Annotated in this window: 17 protein-coding genes; 9 read left to right on the forward strand and 8 right to left on the reverse strand. The window is 66.2% G+C overall.

Features of this window, described 5'->3' with window-relative positions; translation table 11 throughout:
• Positions 1-143: 143 nt before the first annotated feature.
• Positions 144-989, reverse strand: coding sequence for a CPBP family intramembrane glutamic endopeptidase (locus HUK65_RS06495; protein WP_179905343.1), 846 nt, complete (start codon positions 987-989; stop codon positions 144-146).
• Between HUK65_RS06495 and HUK65_RS06500 the strand changes: the two genes are divergently transcribed.
• The 7 genes from HUK65_RS06500 (at position 988) to HUK65_RS06530 (ending at position 10,378) form a co-directional block, all read left to right on the forward strand.
• Positions 988-1,167: a hypothetical protein gene (locus tag HUK65_RS06500; RefSeq protein ID WP_179905342.1), complete on the forward strand. Its 180-nt coding sequence runs from the start codon at positions 988-990 to the stop codon at positions 1,165-1,167. The genes HUK65_RS06495 and HUK65_RS06500 overlap by 2 nt on opposite strands.
• An 86-nt stretch (positions 1,168-1,253) precedes the next feature.
• Positions 1,254-2,672, forward strand: coding sequence for a 3-isopropylmalate dehydratase large subunit (leuC, locus tag HUK65_RS06505; RefSeq protein WP_179905344.1), 1,419 nt, complete (start codon positions 1,254-1,256; stop codon positions 2,670-2,672).
• 66 nt (positions 2,673-2,738) lie between these two features.
• Positions 2,739-3,344 (forward strand): 3-isopropylmalate dehydratase small subunit, encoded by a 606-nt coding sequence (leuD, locus tag HUK65_RS06510; protein WP_179905345.1) that lies wholly within the window; start codon positions 2,739-2,741, stop codon positions 3,342-3,344.
• Between the two features lie 258 nt (positions 3,345-3,602).
• Entirely contained in the window at positions 3,603-4,451 is an 849-nt protein-coding gene (locus HUK65_RS06515; RefSeq protein WP_179905346.1) for a hypothetical protein, read from the forward strand.
• 86 nt (positions 4,452-4,537) lie between these two features.
• Entirely contained in the window at positions 4,538-5,566 is a 1,029-nt protein-coding gene (locus HUK65_RS06520; RefSeq protein WP_327787039.1) for an endonuclease/exonuclease/phosphatase family protein, read from the forward strand.
• Between the two features lie 189 nt (positions 5,567-5,755).
• Positions 5,756-6,934: an aminotransferase class I/II-fold pyridoxal phosphate-dependent enzyme gene (locus tag HUK65_RS06525; protein ID WP_179905347.1), complete on the forward strand. Its 1,179-nt coding sequence runs from the start codon at positions 5,756-5,758 to the stop codon at positions 6,932-6,934.
• Between the two features lie 12 nt (positions 6,935-6,946).
• Complete coding sequence (locus HUK65_RS06530; protein ID WP_179905348.1) at positions 6,947-10,378, forward strand: DNA translocase FtsK; 3,432 nt, start codon at positions 6,947-6,949, stop codon at positions 10,376-10,378.
• A 136-nt stretch (positions 10,379-10,514) separates the two neighbouring features.
• Here HUK65_RS06530 and HUK65_RS06535 read toward each other — a convergent pair whose 3' ends face one another.
• The 6 genes from HUK65_RS06535 to HUK65_RS06560 all read right to left on the reverse strand — a co-directional run bounded on the left by HUK65_RS06535 (position 10,515) and on the right by HUK65_RS06560 (position 17,304).
• Positions 10,515-11,117: an NYN domain-containing protein gene (locus HUK65_RS06535; RefSeq protein WP_179905349.1), complete on the reverse strand. Its 603-nt coding sequence runs from the start codon at positions 11,115-11,117 to the stop codon at positions 10,515-10,517.
• 372 nt (positions 11,118-11,489) lie between these two features.
• Positions 11,490-12,590: a flagellar basal body P-ring protein FlgI gene (locus tag HUK65_RS06540; RefSeq protein WP_179905350.1), complete on the reverse strand. Its 1,101-nt coding sequence runs from the start codon at positions 12,588-12,590 to the stop codon at positions 11,490-11,492.
• Positions 12,587-13,594 (reverse strand): hypothetical protein, encoded by a 1,008-nt coding sequence (locus HUK65_RS06545; protein WP_179905351.1) that lies wholly within the window; start codon positions 13,592-13,594, stop codon positions 12,587-12,589. Before HUK65_RS06545 ends, HUK65_RS06540 begins: the two co-directional genes overlap by 4 nt.
• A gap of 4 nt (positions 13,595-13,598) precedes the next feature.
• The gene (flgK, locus tag HUK65_RS06550; RefSeq protein ID WP_179905352.1) at positions 13,599-15,008 is read right to left on the reverse strand and encodes a flagellar hook-associated protein FlgK; all 1,410 of its coding nucleotides are present in this window, start codon (positions 15,006-15,008) and stop codon (positions 13,599-13,601) included.
• Positions 15,009-15,084: 76 nt separating this feature from the next.
• The gene (locus tag HUK65_RS06555; RefSeq protein ID WP_235441806.1) at positions 15,085-16,407 is read right to left on the reverse strand and encodes a flagellar hook protein FlgE; all 1,323 of its coding nucleotides are present in this window, start codon (positions 16,405-16,407) and stop codon (positions 15,085-15,087) included.
• 66 nt (positions 16,408-16,473) lie between these two features.
• Positions 16,474-17,304, reverse strand: a complete 831-nt coding sequence (locus HUK65_RS06560) for a flagellar motor protein MotB (protein WP_179905353.1) — start codon at positions 17,302-17,304, stop codon at positions 16,474-16,476.
• A gap of 216 nt (positions 17,305-17,520) precedes the next feature.
• Between HUK65_RS06560 and HUK65_RS06565 the strand changes: the two genes are divergently transcribed.
• On the forward strand, positions 17,521-18,102 hold the full coding sequence (locus HUK65_RS06565) for a transglycosylase SLT domain-containing protein (protein WP_179905434.1): 582 nt from the start codon (positions 17,521-17,523) through the stop codon (positions 18,100-18,102).
• A 90-nt stretch (positions 18,103-18,192) separates the two neighbouring features.
• Positions 18,193-18,597 (forward strand): hypothetical protein, encoded by a 405-nt coding sequence (locus tag HUK65_RS06570; RefSeq protein ID WP_179905354.1) that lies wholly within the window; start codon positions 18,193-18,195, stop codon positions 18,595-18,597.
• A 63-nt stretch (positions 18,598-18,660) separates the two neighbouring features.
• Here the strand turns inward: HUK65_RS06570 and uvrB are convergent, their stop codons facing one another.
• Positions 18,661-20,835: an excinuclease ABC subunit UvrB gene (gene uvrB, locus HUK65_RS06575; RefSeq protein WP_179905355.1), complete on the reverse strand. Its 2,175-nt coding sequence runs from the start codon at positions 20,833-20,835 to the stop codon at positions 18,661-18,663.
• Positions 20,836-20,871 lie beyond the last annotated feature (36 nt).

Raw genomic sequence — 20,871 nt, forward strand, 5'->3', positions numbered from 1 at the left:
GGCCATCCGCAACTTCGAAAAGGGCGGCCGCGCGGTCCGAGAATGGGTTGCGGCCCGCAATCAGCTGGCCATAATGTTCGCCGGGCGCTTCGACGCATGAACGTATCTGAAAACCGCATGGGCCCGATCAGATACACAGAGTTTCAGACACTCCCCGCGCCCGGCGGGGACCGCCACCAGAGCAGCAGGACAGCCCCCGCCGCGGCAAGTTCCAGCCCCAGTCGGATCAGACGCAGGCTGTCGTCCGGCTGCAGCAACTGGCCCGTCATGTTCCCCGACCAATGCAGCACTATGGCAGCGAAGATGCTCCGCCCGGCCGAAAAATAGATCCAGCCCAGCAGGATCGTCGCCGGGATGAGCCCCGCCAACTGATACAGCAGATGCGGGCCACCGCCCTCGAACGCATCGAAATAGCCCGGAAGCAGGTGCAACGGGATGTGCCAGCTCCACCAGATCAGCGCCAGCGTCAGGCTCGCAACCACCACCCCCAGGCGCGGCAACAGCTGGTCCAGCAGATAACCGCGCCAGCCGATCTCCTCTGGCAAGGGGCCGATGAGCAGCAGAAACAGCGCCGTGACCAGCAGTGCCCCCCAGCCCGGTGCGCCAATCCCGCCCGCCAGCCCGCTGCCCTGACCGGTTGCCAGAAGAATGGCGCCCGCCAGCAAGGTCAGCCCCGGGTAAAGCCCCAGCGCCACCGCCCAATGCCAAAGGCCAAGGGGGCGCGGATCAATGGTGCTTCGCCCCAGCCGAACCAGCCCGGCGCGCCCTTGCGTGGCCCCGGCCATGACCACCGCGCCAAGCACGACCCCCGCACCACCAACCAGAAAGGCGCCCAGCGCCGCCCCGCTCCAGACCGACCCGCCGCCAGATGCCAGCAGCGCCGCCACCGCCCAGAACCCCCAGGTCCATCCATGCGAGAACGCCAGAAACCCCGCCACCGGGTGGCGTGCCAGAAAACCGGACCCGAAGGATGACAGACCAGACCGCATGATCGCACCCCCCCGCGCCGCATCACGCCTGTCAGTACCACTGGTCATTCCTGTTGTCATAGGAGCGATTCAGGCGTATGACCCGGCAATGTTTCGCTACTTCGACATGACTGATCATGCACGCCTGCCGCAGCGCTTCTGCCGCGAGAACCGTTCGGTTCTGGCGCGACTACGCTGAACGCGCTGCAGGCCGCCATCGGGCCTGCCCAGCCGCCGCGCCACGCGCGCGCATGCCACACGCCAATGATCCAGAGAGACCGCGTCATGACCGCTCCGAAAACCCTCTATGACAAGATCTGGGACGCCCATGTCGTCCACGAAGACACCGACGGCACCTGCCTGCTCTATATCGACCGCCATCTGGTGCATGAAGTCACCAGCCCCCAGGCCTTCGAAGGGCTGCGCATGACCGGCCGCAAGGTCCGCGCCCCACAAAAGACCATCGCCGTGCCCGATCACAACGTGCCCACCACCGAAGGGCGCGACAACCCCGACCAGATGCCCGAAGACAGCCGCATCCAGGTGGCGGCGCTTGACACCAATGCCCGGGAATTCGGCGTACACTACTACCCCGTCAACGATATCCGCCAGGGGATCGTCCATATCGTCGGCCCCGAACAGGGCTGGACCCTGCCGGGCATGACCGTTGTCTGCGGCGACAGCCACACGGCGACCCACGGCGCCTTCGGCGCGCTGGCCCACGGGATCGGCACCTCCGAGGTCGAACATGTTCTGGCCACCCAGACGCTGATCCAGCGCAAGGGCAAGAACATGAAGGTCGAGATCACGGGCCAGCTGCCCCCGGGCGTGACCGCCAAGGACATCACGCTCACGGTGATCGGGCGCACCGGCACCGCCGGCGGCACCGGCCATGTGATCGAATACTGCGGCGAGGCGATCCGCGCGCTCAGCATGGAAGGGCGCATGACCGTATGCAACATGGCGATCGAAGGCGGCGCCCGCGCCGGGCTCATCGCCCCGGATGAAAAGACCTTCGCCTATATCCAGGGCCGCCCCCACGCCCCCAAGGGCGCACAGTGGGAGGCCGCGCTGGCCTGGTGGAAGACCCTCAGCTCCGACGAAGGCGCGCATTGGGACAAGGTCATCACCATCGCCGCCGAGGAGATTGCCCCCGTGGTCACCTGGGGCACCTCGCCCGAGGACGTGCTGCCCATCACCGGCGATGTTCCGGACCCGGAAAGCTTCTCGGGTGGCAAGGTCGAGGCCGCCCGCCGCGCTCTGGACTACATGGGCCTGAAACCCGGCCAGAAACTGTCCGAGATCGAAATCGACACCGTCTTCATCGGTTCCTGCACCAATGGCCGGATCGAAGACCTGCGCGCCGCCGCCGAAATCCTGCGCGGCCAGAAGATCAAGGTGAAGCGCGCCATGGTGGTTCCCGGCTCGGGCCTGGTGCGCGCCCAGGCCGAGGAAGAGGGGCTGGCGCAGGTGTTCATCGACGCGGGCTTCGAATGGCGCCTTGCGGGCTGCTCCATGTGCCTGGCCATGAACCCCGATCAGCTGGCCCCGGGTGAGCGTTGCGCCGCCACCTCGAACCGCAATTTCGAAGGGCGCCAGGGCCGCGGCGGGCGCACGCATCTGATGTCCCCTGCCATGGCCGCCGCCGCCGCCATCACCGGGCGGCTCACGGATGTGCGCGAAATGATGCGCGAGCCCGCCTGATTTCATCCTTGCACAAATATCCTGGGGTCCGGGGCAACGCCCCGGCGCTCCGGACAGGAGAGACCGATGGAAAAATTCACCACCCTCACCGGCGTTGCCGCCCCCATGCCGCTGGTCAATATCGACACCGACATGATCATCCCCAAGCAGTTCCTGAAGACCATCAAGCGGTCCGGGCTGGGGGTGAACCTGTTCGACGAAATGCGCTATGACGACCAGGGCCGCGAAATCCCCGATTTCGTTCTCAACCAGCCCGCCTATCGCAACGCGCAGATCCTCGTGACCGGTGACAACTTCGGCTGCGGCTCCTCGCGCGAACACGCGCCCTGGGCGCTGCTGGACTTCGGCATCCGCTGCGTGATCTCCACCAGCTTCGCCGATATCTTCTACAACAACTGCTTCAAGAACGGCATCCTGCCGGTAGCGCTGCCGCAGGAGCAGGTGGATGTTCTGATGGAAGACGCGCGCAAGGGCGAGAACGCGCGGATCAGCGTGGACCTCGAGAATCAGACCGTCACCAGCGCCGACGGGCAGGTGTTCTCCTTCGAACTGGACCCGTTCAAGAAGCACTGCCTGCTCAACGGGCTTGATGACATCGGCCTGACGCTTGAGAAAGTCTCTGCAATTGATGCTTTCGAACAACAGGCGCAGCAAAGCCGACCCTGGGTCTGAGACCTGAAAACACTCGCGTTATTCCTGGCGCCCCAACCGGGGCGCCATCTTTTTTCCATGGTTTTGATGCAAATCTGCGACAGTTCGACCTCGAAAACGCCGTCGGCGCTCGGCATCCTTTGGACAGGGTTGAAAGGGTGTCTGAAAGTGGGCAGAATTGTGGCAACAATGCGGCACCTGCGGACGCGGGTGCAAAACAGAACCGGGGCCGGGCTTGTTGCGCGGACCGCCGGTCGGGGCAAAGGTGGCAGCAGTTACATGTCGCAACTTACCGGGGCGATGATTCGGGCATGCGCCGTGGCCGTCCTTGTGGCGATGCCCGCGCTGATGCTGCCCAATGTCTCGGGCGATACCGCACAGATCGTCACATTGCTGGCACTGGTTGCCGGGGCTGCAATTCTGGCCGAATACTCCGCCGCCTACCCCGGGCTGATAGAATTCCGCGATGCGCCGCCCTATAACCGGATGCGGTTCATCCTGCTGTTCTTCCTCATCCTGTTCCTGTCGATCCTGGCGCGCACCGATGTGATGCCCACACGCTTCAGCCTGCTGCTGGACGCTTTGTCACAGTGGCTGGGCCATGGGTTTGACTTTGCCTACAGCCCTGTGCGGCTTCTGGTGCTGGCCCTGCCCTCGGGACTGCCCGAGGCGCATCTGGCCTCGGTCCAGGCAGGCGCGTCACTGGCCTATACCATTGCGGTGCTTGGGATTCTGGGTTTCCTGCTGTCCATTGCGGTGGGCTACTGGCCCCGGCGCACGGCCTCCTTCAACGTCTGGATCAACCTGCCCACGTTCGACCCCACCGCCGGGCAGGATGTGGTGCAGCGGCTGGAACGTGACGGGCTTGTTAACATGGCATTAGGGATTTTGCTGCCATTCCTGTTGCCGGTGCTGTTGCGCCTGTCCGAGCTTCTGATCCAGCCGGTGACCCTGGAAACACCGCTGGCCTATGTGTGGGGAATTACGCTTTGGGCCTTCATTCCGGCCAGTCTGGTGCTGCGCGGCATCGCCATGCAGCAGGTGGCGCGCCTGATCCGCGAAAAGCGCCGCCAACTGGCCGAGGACGAAGGCAGTATCCCCCGTCCGGCGCGTTCGGCCTATTCCTGACGCTGGCCCTGGCCCTGTGGCTGCTGCCACAAGGCGCCGCCGCCGAGACGCGCGATGCGGCAACGCTGCGGGTTGCAACCTATAATGTGAACCTCTCGCGCCGGGGCCCCGGGCTGTTGCTGCGCGACCTGCGCAATGGCGACCCGGCCGCACAGTCCATCGCGCAGGTCATCGCCCATGTGGCCCCTGATGTGCTGCTGCTGACCAAGTTCGACTATGATCACGGGTTGGTTGCGCTGGACAGCTTCGCCGATCTGCTGCGCCGACACGGGCTGGACCTGCCCCATGGTTTTGCCCTGCGCCCCAATAGCGGGATGCAGACCGGGCTGGACATGGTCGGCGATCGCCGCCTCAACACCCCGGATGACGCGCAGGGCTATGGCAGTTTTGCCGGGGCGGGGGGGATGGCGCTGCTGTCGCGCCTGCCGGTGGACCGGGGCGCCGTGCGCGATTTCTCGGCCTTTCTGTGGCGGGATCTGCCCGGCGCGCGGCTGCCCCGCGCCAACGGCCGGCTCTTCCCCTCGGCCGAGGTGTTCGAGATCCAGCGCCTGTCCACCACCGGCCATTGGTCGGTGCCCCTGATCCTGCCGGATGGCGGCCGGCTGGAGGTGCTGGCCTATTACGCCTCGCCCCCGGTGTTTGGCGGCGCCAGGGACCGGAACCTGCTGCGCAACCATGATGAAACGATGTTCTGGGTGCATCTGCTGGACGGCGCGCTGCCCTTCGCGCCGCCGCAATCGCCCTTCGTGCTGATGGGCGATTCCAACCTGGACCCGCAGGACGGCGACGGCCTGCACCAGGCCATGCGCGCCCTGCTGGACCACCCCGCCCTGCAGGACCCGCACCCCCGCAGCCCCGGCGCGGTCGAGGCCGCCTCGCACCCCGCCAGCCACGGGCATCTGGGCGACCCGGCGCTGGACACCACCCACTGGACGCGCGAGATCGGGCCGGGCAACCTGCGTGTTGATTATGTCCTGCCCTCGGCCGATCTGCGGGTGGTGGATGCGGGCGTCTTCTGGCCCGCCACCGATGACCCCCTGCACGCCCTTCTTGGCCCGCCCGAGGATCCGCCCACCCGCCACCGTCTGGTCTGGGCCGATCTGGCGCTGCCCTGAGCGCCCGCCGCCGGTGGCAAATCCGCTACAGATGGTGGTGCCCCAGGGCATCACCACATCATCCGGGGCAACTGTCACAGTTCTGCACCCCAAGGCCCCACGGCATAAGCGTTTTTCTGGACCCGGGCCGCCGGGCAGGTTACTGTATCGGCAAAACGGGGCGACACAGACCCCGGACAAGAGGCAGCCATGATCTATCCGCAGCGGTTTTCGAACCTGCCAGAATACGCATTTCCGCGTCTGCGCGCGTTGCTGGACGGCCACGCGCCCGGCGGCAATGTGGTGCATATGTCCATCGGCGAGCCGCGCCACCCGATGCCGCCCTTTCTGGGCGCGGTTCTGCAGGACAACCTGCAGGGCTTTGCGAAATACCCGGTGAACGAAGGCACCCCCCCGCTGCTGGAGGCGATCGCCGCCTGGGTGCAGCGCCGCTATGGCGTCTCTCTGGGGCCGGAGCGGCTGATGGCGCTCAACGGCACGCGTGAAGGGCTGTTCAACCTTGCCCTCGCCCTCTGCCCCGAGGAAAAGCGTGGCGCGCAGCCCGTGGTGCTGACCCCCAACCCCTTCTACCAGGTCTATGCCGTCGCCGCCCTGGCCACCGGGGCCGAGCCGCAGTTCATCCCCGCGACCGAGGCCACCGGCAACCTGCCCGATTACACCGCCCTGGACCCGGCACTGCTGGACCGGGTGGCGCTGGCCTATGTCTGCTCGCCCGCCAATCCGCAGGGGGCCGTGGCCTCGCGCGCCTATTGGTCCGCCCTTCTGGCGTTGGCGGAAAAGCATGATTTCCGCATCATCGCCGATGAATGCTATTCCGAGATCTGGCGCGACACCCCGCCGCCCGGCCTGCTGGAGGCTGCCGCCGAAACCGGCACCGACCCGGAACGCGTGCTGGTGGTGCATTCACTCTCCAAACGCTCGAACCTGCCGGGGCTGCGATCAGGCTTCATTGCCGGCGGGCCGGAGAGCATCCGCCGCATCCGCCAGTTGCGCAACTATGCCGGCGCGCCGCTGCCCGAACCGCTGCAGGCCGTCGCCGCCGCCGTCTGGGCCGATGAACCCCATGTGACCGAGAACCGCGCGCTCTATCAGCAGAAATACCGCATTGCCGATCAGGTGCTTGCGGGCGTGCCGGGCTATATGGGGCCGCCCGCGGGGTTCTTCCTGTGGCTGCCCGTTGCCGATGGCGAAGCGGCGGCGCTCAAGCTCTGGCGCGAGACGGGGGTGCGGGTGCTGCCCGGCGCCTATCTCAGCCGCGACACCGCCACCGGCAACCCGGGCGCGGGTCATATCCGCGTGGCCATGGTGGCAGGCGCCGATGAATTCCGCGATGGCCTGACCCGGCTGCGCGCATGTCTTTATTCGTGAAGAGGGGTTGAAATGGCATCCTGGAACGCCCGGCACCGTGAACCGCTTCTGGACCGCAACGCGCAGGACCTTTTGCGCCAGCGCGGGTTGGAGATGCTGGGCATCGCGCTGGTGGTGGCAGGGGTTGCGCTGGCCATGATCCTGGGCAGCTATTCGCCCGATGATCCGGGCTGGATGGCAGTCACCGACGCGCCGGTGAACAATGCGCTGGGCCGTTTCGGGGCGACGCTGGCATCGCCGCTGATGATCATCGCGGGCATGGGCGCCTGGGGGCTGGTGCTGGGATGTGTGGGCTGGGGCCTGCGCTTCATGCTGCACCGGGGCGAGGATCGCTTCCTGGCCCGCGCCATCTATGTGCCCATTGCGGTGGCGCTGAGCTCCGTCTGGGCGGCCACCCTGGTCCCCGGCGCGGGGTGGGAACATGTATTCGGCATGGGCGGCGTCTTTGGTGACACGGTTCTGGGCGCGCTGGTCACGGCGCTGCCCATGGCACCGGGCGCGGCCGTCAACTTGCTGACGGTTGCTCTGGGGCTGGCGCTGCTGCTGGCCTGGGGCTACGTGCTGGGCGTCGTGCGGCCTGAGGCGCGCGCCTTTCTGCGCTTCCTGCTGCTGGGTCTGGTCCTGAGCTACAGCGCCCTGCGCACCGTCCTGCGCGGCGGCACCCGTGGCGGGGCGAAACTGGGCGCGGCCGCCGCACAGGGGATGGCGGGGCGGGTCATGTCCGGCGCCAGCGAGCTGCGTGCACGCATGAGCGCCCCCCGGCGCGCGCCTTTGGCCTATGCACAGGATGATGGCGACCACGACCCTGCCGACGCGCCCTATCATGACCATGATCCCCGCTGGCACCCCCAGCTGCCGCGCGAACCCGTTCTGACCGCCGCAGCGCAGCGCAGCGTCGAACCTGTGTTGCGTGCCGAACCCCGGCACGCTCCGGCGCATGAAGACCCCGGCCACAGCGCATCGCGTGTGCGCCGTGCCCCGGAACCTGCGCCGCTGCCCCAGGCCGAGGACCCGCTGTTCGACGACGACCATGAAGCCGACGGCTGGTCAGCGCCCTACGCAACGGCACAACCCGCCCGGATGCAGCCCGGCGCCACGGATCACCGCGCGAAACCGCATGTCGAAGCGCCATCGCCGATCCCGGCCACCGGCCCTGGCCCCACCGCGACCGAAGACACCGCGCCGGGCATTCTGTCACGGCTCAAACGCCTCAGCCAGCGCCCCGCCGAAGAGGCCCCCGCCCACGAGTTGGTGGAGCAGCCCCCCTCCCCCGGCGCCTTGGCGGCCCAGGCGCCCGAGGATGACCGCATCCGCGCGCGTATCGCCGATGCGATCAAGGCGCGCTCGCGCCAGGCACAGGCGTTGCAGGCCAGTCGGCGCGAACCCCTTGTCGCCCGCCCCCGCGCCGAACCAGCGCTGCGCGCGACACCTGCCCCGGCGCAATCCGCACGCAGCCCCTGGCAGCAGCAGCCCGCAACACAGCAGAACCCGCAACCGATGCCGCGCGCGATGCCGACCACCACACCGGCGGCCCCTCAGCCGCCCGCGCCCCCGCAACAACCAGCGCCCGTGTCGCAGACGCCCGCGCCCACCCCCGAACCCCTGACCGCAGCCGTCAGCCCGACCACCATCTCGGTCGGCAGCTGGCTGGATGCACTGTTGCCCTTTGGCCAATCCGCACCCCCTCAACCGGCGCCGCAGCCCACCCCGGCGATCCCGGACACCCACCACGTTGAGGCCGACGGCACCGACACCGCCACGCCGCTGGTGGCCGAACCCCTGTTCGACCCTGAAGCCCCCACCACGCCCACACGCCCCGGCCAGGTCTTTCAGCGCCGGGTGCTGCCCAGTGGCGGGCGCAAGCCCATCGCACCCTCCAGCCGCGCGGTGGCCGAAGCCCAGCCCGCCCTCGCCTTCGACCCCGAGGCCCCCGAATACGAGCTTCCGCCGCTGTCGCTGCTGACCAACCCGGATGAGATCCAGCGCTATTCGCTCAGCGATGACGCGCTGGAAGAGAACGCCCGGATGCTGGAGAACGTGCTGGATGACTACGGCATCCGCGGCGAGATCGTCAGCGTCCGCCCCGGCCCGGTGGTCACCATGTATGAACTGGAACCCGCCCCGGGGTTGAAGGCCAGCCGCGTGATCGGCCTGGCCGATGACATCGCGCGGTCGATGTCGGCACTGTCGGCGCGGGTCTCCACCGTGCCGGGGCGGTCGGTCATCGGGATCGAACTGCCCAATGCGCACCGGGAAAAGGTGGTCCTGCGCGAGATCCTGGCCGCGCGCGATTTCGGCGACAGCCAGATGCGCCTGCCGCTGGCCCTGGGCAAGGATATCGGCGGCGGCGCCGTGGTGGCGAACCTGGCCAAGATGCCGCATCTGCTGATCGCGGGGACCACGGGTTCGGGCAAGTCGGTGGCGATCAACACCATGATCCTGTCGCTGCTCTACAAGCTGACGCCGGATGAATGCCGCCTGATCATGATCGACCCCAAGATGCTGGAACTCAGCGTCTATGACGGCATCCCGCATCTGCTCTCGCCGGTGGTAACGGACCCGAAGAAGGCGGTGGTCGCCCTGAAATGGGTGGTGGCCGAGATGGAGGACCGCTACCGCAAGATGTCCAAGATGGGCGTGCGCAATATCGAAGGCTACAACGGCCGCGTGCGCGAGGCGCTGGACCGCGGCGAGATGTTCAAGCGCACCGTCCAGACCGGGTTTGACGATGAAACCGGCGATCCGGTCTTCGAATCCGAGGAATTCGCCCCCGAAGCCCTGCCCTATATCGTTGTCATCGTCGATGAGATGGCCGACCTGATGATGGTCGCGGGCAAGGAGATCGAGGCCTGCATCCAGCGGCTGGCGCAGATGGCGCGCGCTTCAGGCATCCACCTGATCATGGCCACGCAGCGCCCCAGCGTTGATGTCATCACCGGCACGATCAAGGCGAACTTCCCCACGCGGATCAGCTTTCAGGTGACCTCGAAGATCGACAGCCGCACGATCCTGGGTGAACAGGGGGCCGAGCAGCTTCTGGGCATGGGCGACATGCTCTACATGGCGGGCGGCTCGCGCATCACCCGCGTTCATGGCCCCTTTGTCAGCGACGAGGAGGTCGAGGAGATCGTCAACCACCTGAAAAGCTTTGGCCCGCCCGATTACGTCGGCGGCGTGGTCGAAGGCCCCGACAGCGAGAAAGAGGCCGATATCGACGCCGTTCTGGGTCTGGGCGGGAACACGGATGGCGAGGATGCGCTTTACGATCAGGCCGTGCAGGTGGTCATCAAGGACCGCAAATGTTCGACCAGCTACATCCAGCGCAAGCTGGGGATCGGCTACAACAAGGCCGCGCGCCTGGTTGAACAGATGGAGGATGAAGGGCTGGTGACACCGGCCAACCATGTGGGCAAGCGCGAAATTCTGGTGCCCGAACAGGGGTGACGCCCTGCGCGCCGGACAGGAACGGGGGCTGTGCCGATCCCTGCAAAGCGGCGTCTTCTGGCGATTGATGCCGGCCGCACGCGACAGTCCCCGCTCGGTCCGGCAGGGCGGCCATTGCCCAAGGGCCGGTGTTGCCTCAGCGCGGCGCCTCCGTCTCGGCGCGGGGCATCACAGGCTGCGGCTCCGCCTCCAGGTCCAGCCAGAGCTCACCCCGGCGATACCCGCCACTGATCAGAAATCCGGGCACCCGGACTTCGGGGAATTCATCGGCCCAGTCGCGGAACCGGTCATTCGTCACCACACGCGCCTTCATGTCACGCGCCGCCTGCAGGATCAGCGGATCGGCGGGGACACCCTTGTCGGCCATCAGAATGCGATCCGGCGGCAGCCCAAGCTGCTTTCCCAGCGCGTGATCATGCTGATACCGGCCCGAAAGCAGATACCCGGCATTGGCATCGAAAACCACGCCCGGAATCAGGCCCCGCAATTCCAGCTGCCGGATGACCTCTTGCAGGGGCGCGATCCCGGGCGTGCCATCCTGCCAATGGAGCACATTCGACCCATCGATCACCACATGTTCGCCGCGCCGAGGCTCCCTGCGCCATGATCTTGCCAGCAAATACAAGCTGGCCAGCACCATCGGCCCGCCAATCAGCAACAGATCAGAAAAACCCGGCACAGCAAGACCGGCAAGCAAGAGCGCGAAGGACACCAGAAGAAGGGCAAAAGGGGCTTTCATGCCCGGAAGATATCGCAGGGCACCGGGATCGCAAAGCCAGCAACTGGCATTCTGCTGCAGCCCTCTGACGCAAGACGTCCACGCCGGCCGAATTCGGCTTCAGACGCAACGCCGGCCAAGGAGGGACACGGCGGCGGTTCAGCCTCGGGTACGGCCACTGACGCGCAAGGCCTGCCTCATCCCCCATGCTTCGCAGCCGGGCGCTGAATAGTCGCCCACACCGATACAGTATCCGGCCAATACATCACGCCACGCACACTCAGGCCGCTCAAGCCGGATCATGCAGCACCAAAGCAGGTTCTCAGGATCCTCGAATACCGCCGCCAGAAGAATTCGGAACCAGACAGTGAATGGTCGCACGGGACAGAACCGTCAGCGAACAATAAGCTCCGCATGAAGCGCGCCGGCCGCGTTGATACTGTTGAGGATATCGATCATCTCACGCGGGGCGACACCCAGCGCGTTGAGCCCGGCAACGATATCCGTAAGCGATGTGCTTGCTGCCAGTTCGGCCATGCCCACGGCGGGTTGATCCTCGATCTCGACATCGGTGCGGGGGACAACAACAGTCTGACCGTCGGCGAAGGGGTTGGGCTGCACCACCATCGGCTCTTCGGTCACACGCAGGGTCAACCCGCCCTGCGCCACGGCGACCCGGCTGATGCGCACATCTTCCCCCATGACAATGGTGCCCGAGCGTTGATCGATCACCACCCGCGCCCGTGTCTGTGGGCTGACGGTCAGGTTTTCGATCTGGCTCAGCGCATGGGCTGGGGATGCGGCGCGGGTGGCAGCCATGTCCAGGGCAACGGTCCCGGAGTCCAGCATGCGGGCGATCGGACGGCCGTAATGGCGGTTGACGACCTCCTCGATCCGGGCGGCGGTGGTGAAATCCGGGTTGCGCAGCGCCAGGCGCACCCGGCTGAGGCTGGCCAGTTCGAATTCTACCTCACGTTCGACCCTGCCGCCGAGGGGAATGCTGCCAGAGGTCGGCACGCCCTGGACAACGCGGGCCGCCGCTCCTTCGGCCGCCACCCCCCCGGCAAGGACAGCCCCCTGCGCCACGGCATAGATCTGCCCGTCGGCCCCGTTGAGCGGGGTCATTACCAGCGTTCCCCCCAGCAGGCTGGAGGCGTCTCCGATGGCCGAGACAGTGACATCTATCCGCCCGCCCGCGCGGGCAAAGGGCGGCAAGGTCGCCGTGACAACCACCGCTGCGACATTGCGGGGGCGAAACTGCTCTCCGGTAACATTCACCCCCAGACGTTCGAGGATATTGGCCATGATATCTTCGGTGAACGGCGCGTTACGGATGCCATCGCCGGTTCCATCCAGCCCGACAACCAGCCCATACCCCAGCAGGTCATTTCCGCGCACCCCGTCGAATTCGACGAGATCCTTCAACCGCACCGAAGCCGCCGCAGTTTGCGCGACCAGCACCAGCGCAAGGAACAGGGCAACAGGCCATCTCATCGCAGATATCCGGTCAGAGACAGGCGTGAGCTGCGCGCGGTGATCACCAGCAGCGCCTCCAGCCGGCTCATGGTTTCCTCAAGCCGGGCGGCAGCTTCATAGGGATCCGCTTCAAGCAAGGCAACGCGGGCGCGGTCCAGGGTGGCCAGCTCTGCCTGCGCGGCGCTTTCTGCGACGGCAACGCGGGCTTCGTCGCGCCCCAGGGCTTCGGCGGCACCGGTCAGTGACTCAATGGCGGTGCTGAGTGTCCCGGCAGCAGCGCCGACCATGTGGGCGCGCCCCTCGCGGCTGTTGCTGGCCGGTAGCTCGCTGGCCAGTGCGGCCATGGCCAGGCCGGCCAGTGTCTGCCGAAAAGCGGGGTCACGCGCGGTGGTGTCCTGGGCAATACTGTACCCTGCCCCCAGGGTCAGCGCCGCGCCGGGCGGGTTATCGCCCAGATAGCTTTCGGCATCGAACCCGCCGCCTGGCGCGAACCAGTCTGCGATGGCCGTGGCGGCGTCCTGGCTGTCGGCGGTCCCGGAAATGGCATCGCGCAGCTGTTCCAGCATGGTATCAGCATCCACAAGGGCGGGGCCATCCGTGCGCGTTCCGGCAAACAGGCTGCGCCCGGCGATCTGGGTGTTCAACATGCCCACCACTTGGGAAAACTGCGCGCGCGCTGCATCCGAGGCCTGATCCAGGTTGTTGCTGGTGCCCGATTGCAGCGCCAGGAACAACCCGTTGCGCAGATCCGAGAGCCCTTCACCCATCTCGCTCAGCGCCAGTTGGGTCACCTCCAGCCGCGTGGCGCTTTCGCGCGCGGCCTGCAGATGGGCTTGCGTCCGCGCGTGCGCGCTCTCCAACGTGGCAAGCCGCGCGTGATCGCCACCGAAAGCCGCGTTGCGGTCGCTGACCACCCCGGTCGAAACCTCTTGCGAGCGTGCGGCGATATCCTTGCGCATGGAGGAACCAAGCCTTGCCAGCATGAGGCTTGATGCCTGATCGCCAAATCCCGTTCCGATCATGTCCTCAGATCTCCATCAACTGGCGCAGCATGTCATCGACGGCGCGCATGACCCGCGCATTCGCGGCATAGGCCTGTTCAACCTGCAGCAGGCGTTGCAATTCAGCGTCTGTATCAACCCCATCGGCGGCCTGGCGTTCATGCAGCTGCGTGGCATTGGCCGAGGCAAAGGCCAGGGTTCCTTCGGCGGTATTGCGTGCGATTCCCACATCGGAGAGTAGCCGCGCGGCGTGGCCGCCGAAGTCCCGCGCGGTTTCACCTGCGCCAAGCTGTGTTCCCATATCCATGGCCTGCAACATGCGGTCCAGCACCACGGTTTCTCCCACCGGGCCGGGGGCGGCCGCGCCAAGACCACTGCGCAGGCGCCACAGGTCACCGCCCTGCGCCGGGTCTGCCAGCGGGTTCACCCGCAGCCGCCCGGCCACACCGGGAGCGTCCGGATCCGGGCCTGCCGCCATGATCAAGCCACCGACGCCTGCCGCCAGGGTGGGATCAGCCTCGGGGCCTGAAAAGCGGGCTGCAAGATCCGCGGCCAGGGCATCGACCTGCGTCCGCGCCTGGGGGATCATCTGGTCGCGGATCTGCAGGGTTGCGTCCAGCCGACCTCCGGCCAGGGGGCCGTTGGCGCTGAGTGCGACCGGGCGTCCGTTCAAGGTGACCTCCACTGCCGCGCCACCCGGAAGGCCTGACACGTCGAACTGTGCAGCGGTGCGGTTGAGAACCAGAGCGCCGCCATCGGTCATCAGGCTGATGGAGCCATTGCCCTGGGGCAATTCCCGCAGCGGAACAATCTGCGACAGCGAATCGACGATGCGGGCGCGTTCATCGATCAACCCGTTGGGAAACCCGCCCGAAATCAGCTCACGGGTGATCTGCCCGTTCAGCGCCTCAACCTGTTTAAGGCCGGTGTTCAGGCGGTCTATATCGCTTGCGATATCGCTGTCGGTGCGCGCCCGTGCCTCGGTCAGGGTGCGGTCGATCGCGGCGAATTTCTGAACCAGCGCGCTGGCCTCATCCACGATGCGTGCCAGGCGCGGCTCACTTTCCGGTGCGGTGCGCGCCTGTACCAGCGCGGCTTCCAGCGCCGAGATCCGCTCCCCCAACGCACCGGGTGCATCGCCGGTGCCGATCACGGTTTCCAGTTCGCGCCAGAGGGTGGTGGTCGCTTCGGATGCGGCCTCGGACGCGCTGGCCATCCGCAGGGCCGCACTTAGCAGCGGATCGGCCTGGCGGTCTATTCCGGTGACCCGCACCCCGGTTCCCTGCCCCCCGGCAACCACCGAAGACAGGCCAACCGCCCGGGGCGCGAACCCGTCGGTGCCGCTGTTGGCCACATTGTCGGCCACCACCATGGCCTGGCGCGACACCGCGGCCAGACCCGATGACGCGGCCAGAAGGGCGGAATTCAGGGACATGGCAGCTTCCTTTCAGGCTGATCATGGACACGGGGCGCGCCGGGCGCGCCCCGCGCAACAACCGCGGGTGCGCGTATCAGCGCTTCAGGTTGGTGGTTTCCTGCAGCATCTCATCCACGGTCTGGATGACCTTGGCATTCGACGAATAGGCCCGCTGGGTCTGGATCAGTCCGGTCAGTTCTTCGGCGATATCGGTGGCCGACTGTTCCAGCGCATTGCCCAGGATAGTGCCCGTCGGCCCCTCTCCCGGGGTCCACATCAGAAAGTTGCCGCTTTCCGTGGTGATGCGATAGACCTGATCATTGAGCGATTGCAGCCCGTTGGGGTTGGGAACATCCACCAGCGGCACACGGTACAGCGTGCGCACCTGCCCCTGGTCATAGATGGCCTGAACAAGCCCGTCCTCGGTCACCTTGACGCCCAGCAGATCGCTTTTGGCAAAACCGTTGTGTTCGATCTGGTAGGGATTGAAAGCGGTGGAATGCTGCGTCATGCCCGCAGGGTCCAGCAATTGGCCCAGGCCGAATGCGATCTCCTGCCCGTCCAGATCCAGCAGCACGGCGCCGGTGGCAGGGTCATAGGCGGGGCTGCCTCCGGCCTCGACCACCGAAACCAGAAGACCGCCATCATCGCTGCCATTGCCAAAGGTCAGTTCATACTCGGCAATGGGCACATCATCGCCAGGGGCGCGAATCTCCAGGGTCCAGCTGTTGCTGTGCTCTGGCGGGGTGATGTTGGGCGCAAAGGTCACATCCAGGTTGCGGCGCAGCCCGGTGTTGTCCACATATTCCACCGAAAGGTCATTGTTCACCGGGTCGGCATCCGGCAGCGTGGCCGAGGCCGGAAGGTTGAGCTGCAGGTTGATCTGCGATGTCGCCAGTGGCGCATGCTGGGTTTCGGTCATGCGCACGGGCTGCAGCCCGTCGATGCTGTTGGGGGAAAAAGGCGGAATGCTGCCATCGGCATTCGCGGGCACGCCCAGAAGCACCATGTCCGCCGTGTCACGCAGATAGCCATCTGCATCAAAGCGGAAAGACCCGGTGGTTGCCAGCATGAAGGGCATGTCACCCTGCGCCTGGCGCGCGCCCTGCAAGCTGGTGACCGGCAGGAAGCCGCGCCCGTTGATGGCCAGGTCGGTGCTGTTGCTGGTTGATGCGATCTGGCCACCCTGATCGATCACACGCATCGTTGTGGTGCGCACACCACCGGCGGTATAGGTGCCCCGGCTGCCCGCGGCCTCGCCCAGCACCATCGAATGGAAGCTGGTCTGCACCCTGCGGTATCCATTGGTGCCCGAATTGGCGATATTGTCGGAAATCGTCGCCAGCCGCGTCGCGTTGGCAGCCAGGCCTGCGATCCCGGCATTCATGGTGGCGGACATGGACATGTTCATGGTCATGGGGCGCATCCCTTTGCTGCACACTGATTCTCCGGAACAGAATGGGCCGCGTGGTTTAATTTCTCCCTAACGCCCCTGAGGCGCGGCATCATGGCGGGCCAGCAGCATTTCGATCCGGTTGTTGCGCGGGGCGACACTGTTGCTGGTGGCGGGCAAGCGGTCGCCATGGCCGGTCAGGCGCCGGACGCGGGCGGGATCGACCCCCGCCCCTTCCAGCAGGCGGCGGAATTGCTGCGGGCGCTCCACCGACAGTTCCCAAACCTGCTGCGTACGCTCCACCACGGCCCGGGCGCGCACATGACCGTCCAGCAGCACGGGGTTCGACACCATGGCCATGACCTCGCCCAGCAACTCCGCCAGCATCTGCAGGACCGGGCCGGGATCGGCGGTATCAGGCGCAAAGAGCGGCGCCTCATCACGGTCGAAGAGCTCGATCAACAGGCCGTCATCGGTCATGCGGATCATCAGATGATGCAGCAGCTCCGTCGCTGCCGGGTCATCGCCCAGCGCCTCCAGCAGCATGGCCTCGATGTCAGGCAGCGAGGGCTCGCCCGCCAGCTTGAATTCCATCATGCCATCTTCGCTGCCGCTCTCACCGCCTGCGCCGCGCGCGCCACCGGACAAGGTATCATCCGACTGCGCGGAGTCCCCGCCGAACGCGCCATCCCCCCCGGCCGAGGACTGATAGACCGGAAGACTGGGGCTGAAGTAATCCGCCAGCCCCCGGCGCTGGTCTTCGGTCGTTGCCCCCAGCAACCACAGCATCAGGAAGAAAGCCATCATCGCGGTGACGAAATCCGCATAGGCAACCTTCCAGGCGCCTCCGTGATGGCCACCACCGGCGACAACCTTCTTTCGTTTGACCACGATCGGCCGGGAGTTGTTACGCTCCGACATGCCCACACCCATTTGTTCACCCGCCACCATCCTGCGCGTCGGATATGAATCTTCGGTTAAGCCGCGATCAGACAGCCTGGCAGAGCCCTGCCGGGCTTCACGAATCCGGTATCAGGCGGCTTTCGGCGCTGGGCGGCGGGATATCGCGTTTCGCGCAGAGCGGTTTTGCGCTATGCTTTCGCCAAAACAAAACCATGAGGCAGTCCCTTGAAGAGCATGTTTTTCCGCTTCGCCGTCGTGGCATTGCTGGTTGCCGCCTGCGGAGGGCGGCAGGAATTCAGTGCGCCGCGCAACCTTGAGAACGCCTGTGCCATCGTTGACGAACGGCCGCAGTACCTGCGCGCCATGCGCAATGCCGAACGGCGATGGGGCGTGCCGGTGCCCGTTCAGATGGCCATCATCCATGCCGAAAGCCGCTTCATCGGCGATGCCCGGACCCCGGTGCGCTACACGCTGGGGGTGATCCCCATGGGGCGGCAGTCTTCGGCGTATGGCTACAGCCAGGCGCTGGACCGCACCTGGGAGGAATACCAGCAGGAAACCGGCAACCGACGCGCCCGGCGCGAGAATATCAACGATGCCACGGATTTCATCGGTTGGTATTCGCAGAAATCGCGCGAACGCAACGGCATCGCCCTGACCGATGCGCGCAACCTTTATCTGGCCTATCACGAAGGTCACGCGGGCTTCCGCCGTCAGAGCTATAATGCCAAGCCCTGGCTGCTGGGGGTCGCCCAGCGCGTCCAGACCCGGGCCGAAAATTACGACCTGCAGTTGCGCGCCTGCGGACGCAGGTAACCGGGGGCGGCGGGCATTCGGGCCCACCAGAGGGATTGCGGCGCGCCCGGGGTTGCGCCTATCCTGAGGCATGTCACCCGGAGGGCCCCCATGCGCCGCCTGCTGCTTTCGCTTTGTCTGGCATTCTGGCCTGGGGCGCTCCCGGCGCAGAGCTTCTCCACCGGCCCCGAGCTGCGCCCCATCCTGGAGCTGACCCGCGCCAGCTGGCTGGCGATCGGCACGCAGACGGGGCAGGACCTGCTCTATTTCACCCAGCTTCTGGCCTGGCGCTGCGGGCTGGAGAGCATCCGGTACGGCATCAACGGCGCCACCCCTGAAACCGCCTTTCCCATGGAGCCCTGCTATACCGACACCGCCCAACCCAACGCCATCCGCGAGCTTCCCTTTGTGGGTTATGGATTGGGCAGCATCGAATCGGTGACGGTGGAAATCACCTATGAGGACGGCGTGACCGAGAGCGCGCATTTCGCACGCCAGGAGATATTGATGCCGTGAGGCGCCTTGGGGGCGAAGCCTCGGTTCCGATCAACGTCCTGCGGATCTGGTCCGTATCCCGCTTCACCGCTTCCCTCGCCGCTTTACCCCGCCGCGCTGGCCCGGCTTTCCGGCGGTGGAGCGGCCCTTGGTCTTGACCGCCTCCTCGACCGCGCCTTCCACCGCCGATTGCCGCGCCAGCGGGTCGTCGGCCACGGCCAGTTCCACGGCTTCCAGCCGCTTGATCTCATCGCGCAACCGCGCGGCTTCCTCGAATTCCAGGTTCTCGGCGGCCTTGCGCATGTCGGTGCGCAGCCCTTCCAGATGCGCCTGCAGGTTGGCGCCGGGCTTGACCTTCTCCACCACCGCCGTGACCCGGGACATGTCGGTATCGCCCTGCCACAGTCCGGCCAGCACGTCCTCGACATTCTTGCGCACGGTCTGGGGCGTGATGCCGTGGGCTTCGTTATAGGCGACCTGCTTTTCGCGGCGGCGGTTGGTTTCGGCCATGGCGCGTTCCATGGAGCCGGTGATCCGGTCGGCATACATGATCACCCGCCCGTCGGCATTGCGCGCCGCCCGCCCGATGGTCTGCACAAGTGAGGTTTCCGAGCGCAGGAACCCCTCCTTGTCCGCATCCAGGATCGCCACCAGCCCGCATTCGGGGATGTCCAGCCCCTCGCGCAGCAGGTTGATGCCCACCAGCACGTCAAAGGCGCCAAGGCGCAGGTCGCGCAGGATCTCGATCCGTTCGATGGTGTCGATGTCCGAGTGCATGTAGCGCACGCGGATGCCCTGTTCGTGCAGGTATTCGGTCAGATCCTCGGCCATGCGCTTGGTCAGCACGGTGACCAGGACGCGCAGGTCACGCGCCGCCACCTGCCGGATTTCATCCAGCAGATCATCCACCTGCATCTCCACGGGGCGGATTTCCACCGGCGGGTCGATCAGCCCGGTGGGGCGGATGACCTGTTCGGTAAAGACGCCGCCCGCCTGCTCCAGCTCCCACGCCGCGGGGGTGGCCGAGACAAAGATCGATTGCGGGCGCATGGCGTCCCATTCCTCGAACTTCAGGGGGCGGTTGTCGGTGCAGGACGGCAGGCGGAAGCCGTGTTCGGCCAGGGTGAACTTGCGCCGGTAGTCGCCGCGATACATGCCGCCGATCTGGGGCACCGACACATGGGATTCATCGGCGAAGACGATGGCGTTGTCGGGGATGAATTCGAACAGGGTCGGCGGGGGTTCGCCCGGCGCGCGCCCCGTGAGGTAGCGCGAGTAATTCTCGATCCCGTTGCACACGCCGGTGGCCTCCAGCATCTCCAGATCGAACTGGGTGCGCTGCTCCAACCGCTGCGCCTCCAGCAGCTTGCCTTCGGCGATCAACTGGTCCAGGCGCTGGCGAAGCTCGACCTTGATGCCCTTGACCGCCTGCTGCATCGTCGGGCGCGGGGTGACATAGTGGCTGTTGGCATAGACGCGGATCTTCTCGAACCGGTCGGTTCTGGCGCCGGTCAGCGGGTCGAATTCGGTGATCTCTTCCAGCTCCTCGCCGAAAAAGGACAGCCGCCAGGCGCGGTCATCCAGGTGCGCGGGCCACAGTTCGATCACATCGCCGCGCACCCGGAAGCTGCCGCGCTGAAAGGCGGCGTCATTGCGGCGATATTGCTGGGCCACCAGTTCGGCCATGATCTGGCGCGGGTCGTAGCTTTCGCCCACGACCAGATCCTGGGTCATGGCGGAATAGGTCTCGACCGAGCCGATACCGTAGATGCACGAGACCGAGGCGACGATGATCACGTCATCGCGCTCCAGCAGCGCCCGGGTGGCCGAATGGCGCATCCGGTCGATCTGCTCGTTGATCTGGGATTCCTTTTCTATGTAGGTGTCGCTGCGCGGGACATAGGCCTCGGGCTGGTAATAGTCATAATAGCTGACGAAGTATTCCACCGCGTTGTCAGGAAAGAACCCCTTGAATTCGCCGTATAGCTGCGCGGCCAAGGTCTTGTTGGGGGCCAGGATGATGGCCGGGCGCTGGGTTTCCTCGATCACCTTGGCCATGGTGTAGGTCTTGCCGGTGCCGGTGGCGCCCAGCAGCACCTGGCTTTGATCGCCCTCCTGCAGGCCCTGCACCAGTTCGACAATGGCCTTCGGCTGGTCGCCCGCAGGCTCGAACGGGGCCGCCATGCGAAAGCGTTTGCCGCCCTCCAGCTTGCTGCGCTCCGTGGTTGGCCTGATGGTGGTCTGCGTGGTGGTGGTCATGGGCGCCGCTCTCCTGTTCGAAGCCAGAGGATGGGG

This window comes from Rhabdonatronobacter sediminivivens (genome assembly GCF_013415485.1).
In the GTDB taxonomy this organism is placed as follows: domain Bacteria; phylum Pseudomonadota; class Alphaproteobacteria; order Rhodobacterales; family Rhodobacteraceae; genus Rhabdonatronobacter; species Rhabdonatronobacter sediminivivens.

Coding starts and splice junctions, on each gene's coding strand:
- HUK65_RS06500 (WP_179905342.1), top strand. CDS start 988: ATGATCGCACCCCCCCGCGCCGCATCACGCCTGTCAGTACCACTGGTC.
- HUK65_RS06495 (WP_179905343.1), bottom strand. CDS start 989: ATGCGGTCTGGTCTGTCATCCTTCGGGTCCGGTTTTCTGGCACGCCAC.
- leuC (WP_179905344.1), top strand. CDS start 1,254: ATGACCGCTCCGAAAACCCTCTATGACAAGATCTGGGACGCCCATGTC.
- leuD (WP_179905345.1), top strand. CDS start 2,739: ATGGAAAAATTCACCACCCTCACCGGCGTTGCCGCCCCCATGCCGCTG.
- HUK65_RS06515 (WP_179905346.1), top strand. CDS start 3,603: ATGTCGCAACTTACCGGGGCGATGATTCGGGCATGCGCCGTGGCCGTC.
- HUK65_RS06525 (WP_179905347.1), top strand. CDS start 5,756: ATGATCTATCCGCAGCGGTTTTCGAACCTGCCAGAATACGCATTTCCG.
- HUK65_RS06530 (WP_179905348.1), top strand. CDS start 6,947: ATGGCATCCTGGAACGCCCGGCACCGTGAACCGCTTCTGGACCGCAAC.
- HUK65_RS06535 (WP_179905349.1), bottom strand. CDS start 11,117: ATGAAAGCCCCTTTTGCCCTTCTTCTGGTGTCCTTCGCGCTCTTGCTT.
- HUK65_RS06540 (WP_179905350.1), bottom strand. CDS start 12,590: ATGAGATGGCCTGTTGCCCTGTTCCTTGCGCTGGTGCTGGTCGCGCAA.
- HUK65_RS06545 (WP_179905351.1), bottom strand. CDS start 13,594: ATGATCGGAACGGGATTTGGCGATCAGGCATCAAGCCTCATGCTGGCA.
- flgK (WP_179905352.1), bottom strand. CDS start 15,008: ATGTCCCTGAATTCCGCCCTTCTGGCCGCGTCATCGGGTCTGGCCGCG.
- HUK65_RS06555 (WP_235441806.1), bottom strand. CDS start 16,407: ATGACCATGAACATGTCCATGTCCGCCACCATGAATGCCGGGATCGCA.
- HUK65_RS06560 (WP_179905353.1), bottom strand. CDS start 17,304: ATGTCGGAGCGTAACAACTCCCGGCCGATCGTGGTCAAACGAAAGAAG.
- HUK65_RS06565 (WP_179905434.1), top strand. CDS start 17,521: ATGTTTTTCCGCTTCGCCGTCGTGGCATTGCTGGTTGCCGCCTGCGGA.
- HUK65_RS06570 (WP_179905354.1), top strand. CDS start 18,193: ATGCGCCGCCTGCTGCTTTCGCTTTGTCTGGCATTCTGGCCTGGGGCG.
- uvrB (WP_179905355.1), bottom strand. CDS start 20,835: ATGACCACCACCACGCAGACCACCATCAGGCCAACCACGGAGCGCAGC.